Annotated in this window: 11 protein-coding genes; 5 read left to right on the top strand and 6 right to left on the bottom strand. The window is 73.3% G+C overall.

The features are described 5' to 3' along the window. Positions 1-172 precede the first annotated feature (172 nt). Positions 173-442, top strand: coding sequence for a DUF6458 family protein (locus tag AB0I71_RS06080; RefSeq protein WP_043961115.1), 270 nt, complete (start codon positions 173-175; stop codon positions 440-442). Positions 443-473: 31 nt separating this feature from the next. Here the strand turns inward: AB0I71_RS06080 and AB0I71_RS06075 are convergent, their stop codons facing one another. Continuing rightward, positions 474-1013, bottom strand: a complete 540-nt coding sequence (locus tag AB0I71_RS06075; protein WP_357582145.1) for a histidine phosphatase family protein — start codon at positions 1011-1013, stop codon at positions 474-476. A gap of 117 nt (positions 1014-1130) precedes the next feature. Between AB0I71_RS06075 and AB0I71_RS06070 the strand changes: the two genes are divergently transcribed. Then, positions 1131-1415, top strand: a complete 285-nt coding sequence (locus AB0I71_RS06070; RefSeq protein WP_357582352.1) for a DUF6458 family protein — start codon at positions 1131-1133, stop codon at positions 1413-1415. A 72-nt stretch (positions 1416-1487) separates the two neighbouring features. Here the strand turns inward: AB0I71_RS06070 and AB0I71_RS06065 are convergent, their stop codons facing one another. Further along, positions 1488-2165 (bottom strand): hemolysin III family protein, encoded by a 678-nt coding sequence (locus AB0I71_RS06065; RefSeq protein ID WP_357582144.1) that lies wholly within the window; start codon positions 2163-2165, stop codon positions 1488-1490. Between the two features lie 105 nt (positions 2166-2270). On the opposite strand from AB0I71_RS06065, the gene AB0I71_RS06060 reads away from it, so the two are divergent. From AB0I71_RS06060 to AB0I71_RS06050, 3 genes are read left to right on the top strand one after another with little or no spacing between them, the layout of a single operon-like run. Next, positions 2271-2954 (top strand): allophanate hydrolase subunit 1, encoded by a 684-nt coding sequence (locus AB0I71_RS06060; protein ID WP_357582143.1) that lies wholly within the window; start codon positions 2271-2273, stop codon positions 2952-2954. Then, a complete protein-coding gene (locus tag AB0I71_RS06055) occupies positions 2951-3811 on the top strand; it encodes a biotin-dependent carboxyltransferase family protein (protein WP_357582142.1) in 861 nt (286 codons plus the stop codon). Before AB0I71_RS06060 ends, AB0I71_RS06055 begins: the two co-directional genes overlap by 4 nt. After that, positions 3795-4544, top strand: a complete 750-nt coding sequence (locus AB0I71_RS06050) for a 5-oxoprolinase subunit PxpA (protein ID WP_357582141.1) — start codon at positions 3795-3797, stop codon at positions 4542-4544. Before AB0I71_RS06055 ends, AB0I71_RS06050 begins: the two co-directional genes overlap by 17 nt. Before the next feature lie 59 nt (positions 4545-4603). On the opposite strand, the gene AB0I71_RS06045 is transcribed toward AB0I71_RS06050, so the two are convergent. The 4 genes from AB0I71_RS06045 to AB0I71_RS06030 all read right to left on the bottom strand — a co-directional run bounded on the left by AB0I71_RS06045 (position 4604) and on the right by AB0I71_RS06030 (position 11311). Beyond that, complete coding sequence (locus AB0I71_RS06045; RefSeq protein ID WP_357582140.1) at positions 4604-6439, bottom strand: NHL domain-containing thioredoxin family protein; 1836 nt, start codon at positions 6437-6439, stop codon at positions 4604-4606. A gap of 222 nt (positions 6440-6661) precedes the next feature. After that, positions 6662-9145: a hypothetical protein gene (locus AB0I71_RS06040; protein ID WP_357582139.1), complete on the bottom strand. Its 2484-nt coding sequence runs from the start codon at positions 9143-9145 to the stop codon at positions 6662-6664. Between the two features lie 343 nt (positions 9146-9488). Next, entirely contained in the window at positions 9489-9626 is a 138-nt protein-coding gene (locus AB0I71_RS06035) for a hypothetical protein (protein ID WP_165521953.1), read from the bottom strand. A 218-nt stretch (positions 9627-9844) separates the two neighbouring features. Next, the gene (locus AB0I71_RS06030; protein WP_357582351.1) at positions 9845-11311 is read right to left on the bottom strand and encodes a dihydrolipoamide acetyltransferase family protein; all 1467 of its coding nucleotides are present in this window, start codon (positions 11309-11311) and stop codon (positions 9845-9847) included. Between the last annotated feature and the right edge of the window lie 5 nt (positions 11312-11316).

Below are 11316 nucleotides of genomic sequence, written 5' to 3'. Positions count from 1 at the left end.
TCGCGGCCCGTGTCAGCGCGACGGCCGGCGGGCTCAGGCCCGCCGGCTGTCGTCGTGTCGGCACCGGGAGCGTTCACGGCCCAGTGCTGCGGGTAATCGCGGGTCGGACGGGTAATCGTCCCGGACCAGTCCGAGTACGCCCAGAGCAACCGCACGGGGGAGTGCCGCGCACATGGGCATTGGTAGTGGGATCTTCCTGATCGCGATCGGCGCGATCCTGACCTTCGCCATCCGGGCAAACGTCTGGTGGGTCGACCTGCGGGCGGTCGGTTGGGTCTTCATCCTCGCCGGACTGGCCGTGCTGCTCACCACGCTCTGGTTCTGGCAGGACCGCCGGAAGCGGGCCCGGACACTGATCGTGGAGGAGAACCGGCTCTCGCACCCGACCGCGATGATGCCGCCACCCCCCGATCCACCGCCACCGACCGCGCCACCGAGCTGAGCCACGCGCCTGCCCACACCGCACACAGGCCCTAACCGCGTGCGGTGTGCCGCGCCTCGATGCCGGCCGTGCCGCGGCTCAGTTCCGCCCAGGACACGGCCGTCCGGTGCACCACCAGCCCGCCGGTACGCAGTCCTTCCGGGTCCGCCCGGACCGGGTCGAGCAGTTCGGACAGCAGCGAGATACCGGGGTTGTGGGCGATCAGCAGAACGGTCGCCGCGGTCGACGGCACCTGCCGGACCAGGCTCAGCAGATCCTCCGGATGTGCCTCGTAGGCGTCCGGTTCGTAGCGGACCGCCGGAGCCGGGCCTGCGGGACCGCTCTCCGGCGGTGAGCCGGTGATCCCCAACTGGACGTCGTGCCAGGTCTGTCTGGTGCGTACCGCCGCCGAGCAGAGCACCACGTCGGGTAGCAGCCCGTGTCGGGCCAGCCACGCCCCTGCCGCAGCGGCATCCGCGCGGCCGCGGGTGGCAAGCGGGCGTTCGACGTCGGGACGGTCAGTCGTGGGCTGTTCGGCCTTGGCGTGCCGGAGCAGCACCAGTGTCCGCTCGGGGTGGGGGCTGTCCGTCATGTCTCCAGCTTGCCCGATTGGCGATTCCCGTGCCGGGGTAAGTCGGTCGGTGCCGCAACCTCATCCGTGGCCGCGGCGGAGTGGAATGCCAGCTTCGATAGCCAAGGAGACGACGAGATGGGCATCGGTGGCAGTATTTTTCTGATCGCGCTGGGTGCGATCTTCGCGTTCGCCGTGGAGGCGGACCTGGGCTGGCTCAACCTGAGCGTCGTCGGCTGGGTGCTGATGCTCGCGGGCGTCGCCGGCCTGATCGTGACCCTCTACTTCTGGAACTCGCGCCGGCGTACGGTCGTCGCTCCGGTGCGTGAGGAGCGGGTGGTGGCCGACCGCGCGGTGCCGGTCCAGGATGACCGGGTGGTCCAGGAATACCGCGAGGTGCGCCGGCCCGGTCCCACGATCTGACCTCCGCCCGACGGACCCAGCGGGGGTGGTGAGCAACGAGGCTCACCACCCCCGCTGTCGTCGTACGCCGGGTCAGGCGAAGAGCGCGAAGTAGATGGCGACGTGGTGGCAGATCGCGGCAACCAGCGTGCAGGCGTGGAAGAACTCATGGTGACCGAAGACGGTGGGCCACGGATTGGGGCGGCGCAGCGCGTAGAAGACCGCCCCCACGGTGTAGATCCCGCCGCCCACGGCGAGCAGCACCAACGCCGTGACTCCGCCCTGGCGGAGGATGTCGGGCAGCATCGCCACGGACACCCAGCCCAGGGCGAGGTACAACGGCGCGGAGATCCACCGGTTGGCGTGCGGCCAGATCAGCTTGAGCGCCACACCGCCCAGCGCACCGCCCCAGACGATCGACAGCATCATGACGGCGGCCCGGGTCTCCAGCAGCAGCAGGCAGAACGGTGTGTACGTGCCCGCGATGAACAGGAAAATCATCGAGTGGTCCATCCGGCGCATGACCGCGTAGCCGCGCGTCGACCACACCCGACGGTGGTACAACGCGCTGGTGCCGAAGAGACCGCAGACGGTGAAGCTGTAGACGGCGGAGCTGACCAGGGGGGTCCAGCCCGGACGGGTGGCGGCGATCGAACAGAGCACGATGCCGCAGACCAGGGCGACGAAGAACGCGTACGTGTGCAGCCAGCCGCGCATCCGGGGTTTCCCGATGTCGACCGGCTTGAGCCGGGGGCGTGCTGAGGTGGTCACGCCCTTAGGTTACGGCAGCGTAGGTTACTTTCGGGTAGTGCAACTGGTCACGCTCTCCGACCAGCGGACGACGCGGAAGCGTCGCGCTTCCGAGAGGATGACCGAATGCGGATCACACCGGTCGGCACGCACGCCCTCCTGCTCGACCTGGCGTCGCCGGAGGACGCCGGTCCCGCTGCCCCAGCCGGACGTGACACCGACGTGGCCGCCGCGGTCGAGGCGTGGCGGGTGGAGCTGTGGCGCCGCCGCGAGCTGGGCGAGCTGGTCGCCGTCGAGATCGTGCCGGCCGCCGCCACCGTACTGCTCGACGGCGTACCGGACCCGCCGGCCACCGCCGCCCGGATCGCCACCTGGACCGCAGACGCCCGCCCTGCCGACAGCGTCGCGGCCGAGCCCGCCGCCGCACCCGCCCGCCTCGTCGAGGTACCCGTGACCTACGACGGGGAGGACCTCTCCCGGGTGGCCGATCACTGGCGGACGGACGTACCGGGCGTCGTGCGTCGCCTACGGGACACCGAGTTCCGGGTCGCGTTCTGCGGTTTCGCACCCGGCTTCGGATACCTCACCGGGCTGCCCGCCGAGCTGGCGGTGCCTCGGCTGGCGACTCCCCGTCCCCGGGTGCCGGCCGGGTCGGTCGCCCTGGCCGGCCGGTACGCGGGGATGTACCCCACCGCGTCCCCCGGCGGTTGGTTGCTGGTCGGGCGGACCGAACTGACCCTGTTCGACGTGACGGCCGACCCGCCGGCCCTGCTGAGCCCCGGCACCCGGGTCCGGTTGGTGGACCGGTGAGCGGCGGCACCGTCGAGGTGCTCCGGGCCGGGGCGTTGACCACCGTGCAGGACCTCGGCCGGCCCGGCTGGGCGCACCTCGGCGTACCCCGTTCCGGTGCACTCGACCCGGCCGCCCTGCGACTGGCCAACCGCCTGGTCGGCAACCCGGAACCGGCGGCCGGACTGGAGATCACCCTGACCGGCTGCGAGCTGCGCCCCACCCGGGCCACCACGGTCGCGGTGGTCGGTGCCGAGGCCGACGTACGGGTCGACCGTCGCCCAGGTGACACCGGCCGTCCGCTGGCCGTGCCGGCCGGGGCGGTGCTGCGCATCGGTCCCGCCCGACGGGGCCTGCGCTGCTGGCTCGCGGTGGCCGGCGGTATCGCCGTCGCACCGGTGCTGGGCAGCCGCTCCACCGACACGCTAGCCGGGCTCGGACCGGCCCCGCTGCGCGACGGCGACCTGCTGCCGCTGGGCACACCCGCCGGCCCGCCCGCCCCGGTCGACGTCACAGTGCCCGTGGCGTTGCCACCGGAACTGCGGCTCACCGTGCGGCTCGGCCCCCGGCACGACTGGTTCACCCCGGCGGCGCTGGACCTGCTGCTCGGTACGACGTACCAGGTGAGTCCGTTGAGCAACCGGGTCGGCGCGCGCCTGACCGGCGCGCCGCTGCCCCGCGCGGTGGCCGGGGAACTGCCGAGCGAAGGACTCGTCCTCGGCGCGGTGCAGGTGCCGGCCGACGGTCAACCACTGATCTTCCTCGCCGACCACCCCACCACCGGCGGATACCCGGTCATCGCGGTGGTGGACGACGTGACCCCGCTCGCGCAGGCCCGTCCAGGCACTACGGTGAGATTTCATGGACCTCAACGCTGACCTTGGCGAGGGCTTCGGCATCTGGCGTCTCGGCGACGACCAGGCCCTGCTGAACCTGGTCACCTCCGCCAACGTCGCCTGCGGCTTCCACGCCGGGGACCCGGCCACGATGCGTCGGGTCTGCGCCGCCGCCGCGGAGCGGGGGGTCGCCGTCGGAGCCCAGGTCGGGTACCGGGACCTCGCCGGCTTCGGTAGGCGGCACATCGCGTACGAATTCGCGGAACTGCGCGACGAGGTGCTCTACCAGCTCGGCGCGCTCAACGCCTTCTGCCGGGCGTACCGCACCCGGGTCCGCTACCTCAAGCCGCACGGAGCGCTCTACCACGCGGCGGCCGGCGAGGAGATGCCCGCTGCGGCGCTGGTGGCCGCGCTCGACGACTACGACCCGGAACTGCCGGTCCTCTGCCCGCCCGGGTCGGTGCTCGCCCAGCTCGCTCAGGGCGCCGGCATCCGGGTGGTGGCCGAGGGGTTCGCCGACCGGAACTACCTGCCCAACGGTCGCCTGGTGCCGCGCACCTCGCCCGACGCGTTGGTCACCGACCCGCAGGAGGTGGCCCGCCGGGCGGTACGGATGGCCACCGAGCAGGTCGTGGTGACCGTCGACGGCGGTACGGTCCCGTGCGCTGTGGAGTCGGTGTGCCTGCACGGCGACAGCCCCGGCGCGGTGGCCGCCGCGGCACTCGTCCGCGCCGCCCTCGTCGACGCCGGGGTCACCCCCGCACCGTTCAGCTGAGGTCGGGTCGGGAAGGGCCCCGGTGGGCGCAGGGCCCGTCCCGACGACGCGGCCGGGTCTCAGCCGGCGTCCATGCCCCGCAGGACCAACGGCAGCCGGCTGGCACCGCCGTCGACCACCCGCACCGGCACGCCCCAGTCCTGCCGGGTGAGGTGGCAGGCCGCGTGCTCCACATCGGCGTCACAGGTCGCCGCCTGGGCGGTCACCTGAAGCACCCCGTCGGGCACCGATCCGTCGATCACCAGGCGGCGGGACAGGTCCGTGCCGGTGCCCGCCCCCTCGATCAGCAGTTCCGGCGGCGACGCCGAGACGACGAGGCGGGTGGACGGTCCGAAGGTGTCGTCCAGCTTCTGCCCGGGGGCCGGGGTGAACACGACGTCGAGCACGACCTCGCCCGCGGCCAGGTCCGTCGGCTTGCGCTCGGTACGGTGCCGGGGACCGTCGACGGTCTCCGCGCCGGCCGCCGAGAGCGCACCCGGAGCCAGCCGGGTGATCCGGTGCGCCGCCGACTCCACCACCAGCACCGCGCCGTCGGCGGTGAGCACCAGGTCGCTCGGCTCGGCCAGACCGGTGGCGACGGTGGCGACCCGATCGCTGGCCGGATCGTAGCGGCGTACCGCGCCGTTGTACGTGTCGGCGATCAGGACCGAGCCGTCGGGCAGGGCGCAGACGCCGAGCGGGTGCTGAAGCAGGGCCTGCGCCGCCGGCCCGTCCACGTGGCCGAAGTCGAACAGCCCCTGCCCGACGGCGGTACCCAGGACACCGTTCTCGATGTAGCGGATGGCGCTGGTCTCGCTGTCGGCGACCCAGAGCCGGCTGCCGTCGGTGGAGACGGCGAGCCCGGACGGCTGGGCCAGCCAGGCCTGCGCCAACGGCCCGTCACGCAGCGCCTCCACGGTCGTGCCGGCGTACATGCCGGCGGTGCGCTTGATCGGGTCGAACCACCAGAGCTGGTGGATGCCCGCCATGGCGATGACGATCCTGTGGTCGTACCAGGCGAGATCCCAGGGCGAGGAGAGGTCGACCGAGAGGGCGTCGTGCGCGTGGTCGTCGACAGTCGACCGCCACTGCCGTCCGGTGCCGGCCACGGTGAGCACCTCGCCGGTGGCCAGCCGTACGCCCCGCAGCAGGTGGTTGACGGTGTCGGCGACCACCAGGTCGTAGCCGGAGACCTCGGCAACGTGCGGCGGAAGCAGACACAGCCCCTGCGGCTCGGAGAACGTCGCGACACCGGCGGAGCCGTCGGTCCGCCCCCGGTCGCCGGTGCCGATGGTACGGGCGACGGTCTCACCGTCGGTGCCCAGCTCGACCAGGCGGTGCCGCGCCGAGTCGGAGACCAGCAGGTCGCCGTCGGGCAGGACCACCGCCTTACCCGGGAAGCGGAGGGTGGTCGCCGGCTCGGCGGCCGGAACGTACGGACCGTCTCCCCGGTGCAGGGTGCCCTTGGCCTCGTGGGTGGCGATCAGGTCGTCGATCAGCCGGGCCAACCCGTCCGCGTGGCCCTCTCCGGCCATGGTGGCCACCACGTACCCCTCCGGGTCGATCACCGCGAGGGTCGGCCAGGCGCGGGCGGCGTACTGCTGCCACATGTCCAGCTCAGGGTCGTCGAGCACCGGGTGGTGCACGCCGTACCGTTCGACGGCGGCGGCCAGTGCGTCCGGGTCCTTCTCGTGCTCGAACTTCGGGGAGTGCACGCCGATCACCACCAGGACGTCGGCGTACTTCTGCTCCAGGGGACGCAGCTCGTCCAGGACGTGCAGGCAGTTGATGCAGCAGAAGGTCCAGAAATCCGCGATCACGATCTTGCCCCGCAGGTCGGCGAGCGTCAGCTCTCGCCCGCCGGTGTTCAACCAGGCCCGACCCCGAAGCTGGGGAGCCCGTACGCGTGCACTCATGACCCCATCGTGCCCTACCGGCGGACGCCCGCCGGTCGGAAGGGGAGGCTGCGCGGTCCGCCACGGTTTGCGGGATCCTGGCGGTTTACCCGGCCCGGGAAGGCACGACATGCCGCACACCGCGACCCTGGCCGAGCCGGGGCCTGCGGAGCCCACCGAGGTCGGTCGGCACAAAGCGGCGGGGTCACGGTTGCCCGTGACCCCGCCGTCGCCTGGGCGGACTCAGCCGCCGGTTGCCTCCTTGAGGCAGAGCACCGGGTTGGCGGTGGCGCCGCGAAGGTCCACGTGCGGCATTGCCGGATCGGGACACTTGTCCTTCGACTCGACCTTGGACACCACACTGAAGGCTTCCGGCTCGGCGCAGTCGGCGGCCACGGCGGTGGTGCCGGAGCGCTTGACGCAGGAACCGACCGGCGGATCGAAGGCGTTCGCGTCGTCCGACCCGCCGATCATGCCCAGGAGCATCAGCAGGCCGAGCGGAATGGCCAGGATGAGGACGGCGGCGACCAGCACCGCGGCGAGCACCCGTCCGTTGCGTACCTTCGGTGCCGGGGTTTCCGGAGCCGGCTCGGCGACCGGCTTGAACGCGTCGAAGCGGCCCTGCTCCGTCTCGCCCGATCCGCTGCCCGGACCCGGGCTCCACGGCGGCGCCGACTGCGGCGGCGGAGGGAAGGCCGAGTTGTGCTCGCCGCCGCCCGGCTCGGAGCGGACGGGAGAGCCGTAGGCGCCACCCGGGCGGTCGGACGGGCCGCCGAACGGGTCGTTGCCCGGGCCACCGAACGGGTCGCGCGGTGCACCGCCGAACGGGTCGGCCGGGCGCTCCGGCTCGGCGTGCGGCCGCACCCCGTTGACCGGCCGGTTGGTCGGCGGCGCGTCCACGAAGGACGGCATCCCCGGCGGGAAGGCGGGCGGGGCAGCCGGCGAAGCCGGGGCGGCCGGACCCGCGAAGGCGTTCGGCCCCATCGGTGGTTCGAAGCGGGGCTCCGGGGCCTGCTCGAACCGCTCCGGGCCCTGATCGCTGCGCTCCGTGGCCTGGTCGAAGTCGAACCGACCCGGGCTCTGGTCGAAGCGGGGCACCAGTGGCTGCTCGGTGTGCTCCTGGGCCGGCTCCTCGGTGTGCTCGGGGCGGGCCGGTCGGCCGTACACCCGGGGCTGTGGCGCGGGCGAACCGGCCGGGCGAGCCGCGTGGTCCGCCGGGGGCAGGACCCGACTGGACAGTGGCACGGAGGCGCTCGCCGCGACGCCGCCCGCCGGCGGCGTGGCGCGGCCCTCGGCCTCCGGAGAGGTACGCGGTGCCGGGATGGCCGGTGACTGCGGATCATCGGGTCGGGACTCGGGTTGTCCCCAGGCCACTCCGCCGGCCGGCTGATCGGCGACCGGACGGCCGGCTGATCCGGCCGGGTCGTCGGTGAACGGCGTGGGCTGGCCGAAGTCCGTGGGCGGCGTGGCGGCCAGGCTGGCGCCCGGCACCCGCTGCTCCTGCGGCGGCAACGGCACCATGTTCGCCGGGGAGATGCCCGGCGCTGGTGCGGGCTGATAGGCCGGGCCGTCGTCGGGTCGACCCGCGTCCGGCTCGGGGCTGGTGCGAGGTGCGGCGGGCTCTGCGGCTGCCTGGCCCCACGCCTCACCGGGCGCCCACGGCTGGATGTCGGGCGAGGAGGATCGGTCGGCGGCGGTACGGGACGGGAGCGGCTCGGCGGACGGGCTCCAGGACGGCGGCGGCCCGGCTGCCGGGTTACCCCCGGCCCAGCCGGAGGCATCCTCTCGCGCCGGCGTGGCCCAGTCGGGTTGCGCCGGCCGGTCCCCGCCCGTTTGCCAGCCCTCGGCCGGCTGCTCGTCGGCCCAGCCGCCAGCGGCGGGCTCCCGCCGCTGACCGGTCGCCCAGTCGGGCTGTTCCGGCTGCTCGGCCGGCCATGCCTCGGCGCGGGACGACGCGTCGGTGGGGCGCTGTTGCTGGCCCGCATCGGGGGCAGGCACCTGGGCGCTGGCCCGGGCTGCCGGCTCGCGGGAGGGCATCGGCTGGTCGGTCTGCGCCCAGGCCGGCTGGACAGGCTCGGGTTGACCTGCGGTCGACGCCCAGCCGGGCGTCTGGTCATCGGTACGCGGCGCGCTGGCCCAGTCCGGCTGCTGACCGCCGGCCCACCCACTGGCAGATGCCGGGTTGGACTGCGGGGCAGGCTGACCGCTCGCCCAGTCCGGCTGGTTCGCGGCCGGTTGGTTGGCGGCCCAGTCGGGCTGGCTGGTGGCCGGTTGGTTCGGCGTCCAGTCCGCTGGCTGCGCGGTGTCCCCATTGGCGGGACCGTTGGCCCACGCCGGCCCGGCCTGGGCGCTGTTGGCCCAGGCAGGCTGATCCGATGTGGGCGGTCCGGCCGGCGCCCAACCCGGGGCGGGCTGCTGCGGCTGGTCCCCCTGGGACGCCCAGGCCGGCTGGTTACCGGCGGGCTGGTCCCAACCGCCGGGCGTCGTGGCTTCCGCCTGCCGGGTCGCCTGGGCGCTGCCCCACGCGTTGCCCTGCTGGTTCGCCCAGGCTGGTGCGGACGTGTCCGGGCGGGCGGGTGGCGGTGGAGCCCAACCGAGGTCAGGGGCGGATGCGCCGTACCCGTTGTCCGGCTGAGCCGGTCGGTCGCCGTACGGCGCCGGTCCGCCGCCGCCCGGCGGCACCTCGTCCGGCTCCTGGCCGGGGCGGTGCGGGCCCTCGGACGTCATGCGTGCGCCTCCTCCATCACATGTCGGCCGCCGTCGCCGATGGTCTCGGCAGGGCAGCCGGCGGTGCCGGCGTACCGGCCGTGCCGGCTCCCCGCACCGTATCCCGGTAGCCGCTGGTGGGCTTCCGGGGAGCTTCGATCGTCACTGTCCGTCGCCGGGTGGTGTCGAGGTGCTTCTATCGCCTCGGCCTGTCCCCGAGCGTGGACGACGACCGAGCCCCACCGTACCGGGCGCTGCGGCAGGGCGGTATCCCGGTGTCAGGGGCCGGTCCTAACGCCGACGACCCGCCCGGGTTGCCCGGGCGGGTCGTCGATCTGGAGGAGGCGGATAACGTCGTGTGGCGTCAGTGCATGTGACGCTGGGCGATGGCGAGGATCTCGTCGCGGACCGCGGGCGAACTGGCGGAGCGCAGGGCCCGCTCGATGGCACGGGCGCGGCGGTTGGCGTCGCGGCGGTTGCGGATTCGCTCGATCATGCTCATGGTGTCTCTCCTCCTGGACTATTCGGTTGTCGTCCCGTCGTCCTCTCCATTGAAGCGCAGCGCACGTCGGATTGCCAGCGATTATTAGGTGAGCTGGGCCACGAGCCTAAGAATCTTAGGCCAGGTGCGCCAATTGGCGACCTTTTCTTCGCCAAATGGCAACGGCCGGTGTGCCGGGCGTCAACCCGTGGCACACCGGCCGTCGCCGTGGTGAGGCGTCAGGTCCAGGCGAGCAGCGCCGCCTCCGGATCGGCGAGGAAGTCGCCCACGTCGCGGAGGAACTTCGAACCCAGCTCGCCGTCGATGATCCGATGGTCGAAGGAGAGGCCGAGCGTGGTGACCAGGCGCGGCTTGACCTTGCCCTTGTGGACCCAGGGCTGTTCGCGGACCGCACCGAAGGCCAGGATCGCCGACTCACCCGGGGGCAGGATCGGCGTGCCGGTGTCCACCCCGAACACCCCGACGTTGGTGATCGTCAGAGTGCCACCGGACATGTCCGCCGGTGAGGTCCTGCCGGCCTTGGCGGTCTGCACCAGGCCGGTCATCGCGTCGGCCAGCTCGCGCAGGGTCAACCGGCCGGCGTCCTTGATGTTCGGCACGATCAGGCCGCGCTCGGTGGCCGCCGCGATGCCGAGGTTGACGTACTCCTTGACGACGATCTCGTCGCCGGCCCAACTGGAGTTGACCATCGGGTGCCGCCGGACCGCCAGCAGCACCGCCTTGGCGACCAGCAGCAGCGGCGAGACCCGTACGTCGCGCCACTCCCGCCGCTCGCGCAGCCGGTCCAGCGCCTTCATCGCCCGGGTCACGTCCACGGTCAGGAACTCGGTGACGTGTGGGGCGGTGAAGGCCGACCGGGACATGTTCTCGGCGGTGAGCCTGCGTACTCCCTTGACCGGGATGCGCTGCTCGCGGTCCGCGCCGAAGCTCGCGGCCGAGCTGGCCACTGTGGTGACCGTCAGCGGCTCGGCCGCCGCCGGGGCCGCCGCCGCCCGCTGTACGTCCTCCCGGGTGATCGAGCCCGACGGCCCGGACCCGGTAAGCGTGCCCAGGTCGACCCCGAGATCCTTGGCGAGCTTGCGCACCGGCGGCTTGGCCAGCACCATGCCGGTGCTCCGACCCTTGCCGTTGACCCCGGACACGGGCCCGGCCTGGACCGGAGTCGGGACGACCCGCGCCGGTGCCGCCTGGACCGGTGCGGCCGGAACGGACGCGGCCGGGGTTGTGCCCTTGCGGGGGCGACGCTTGGCCGCCGTCGTGCGCGGGCCGTAGCCGACGAGAACGGCGGTACGGCCGCCCGGGGCGGGACCGCCGATCAGGCCCGGCTCGACCGCACCCTCGGCCGGCGCCACCTCGACGGCGGCCAACGACGCCGCTGACGGGGCAGGCAGGTCGGTGGCGGGCGCACCGGTGGTCGACTGCTCGACCGGGCCGGCGCCCGGGTCGGTGTCGATCGCGATGATCGGGGTGCCGACCTCGACGGTGGTGCCCTCCGGGTGGAAGATCGCCTGGACCTGGCCGGCCCACTTGGCCGGGATCTCCACGGCCGCCTTGGCCGTCTCCACCTCGACGATCGGCTGGTTCAACTCGATCGTGTCGCCCACCTTGACCAGCCAGGCGAGGATCTCGCCCTCGGTCAGGCCCTCGCCCAGGTCGGGCAGGTTGAACTCCTTGATCCGCGACATGCCGC

The organism is Micromonospora sp. NPDC049891, assembly GCF_040660295.1.
In the GTDB taxonomy this organism is placed as follows: domain Bacteria; phylum Actinomycetota; class Actinomycetes; order Mycobacteriales; family Micromonosporaceae; genus Micromonospora.
The sequence above is the reverse complement of the archived record's forward strand: the minus strand, read 5'-3'. Positions and strand labels throughout refer to the sequence as shown.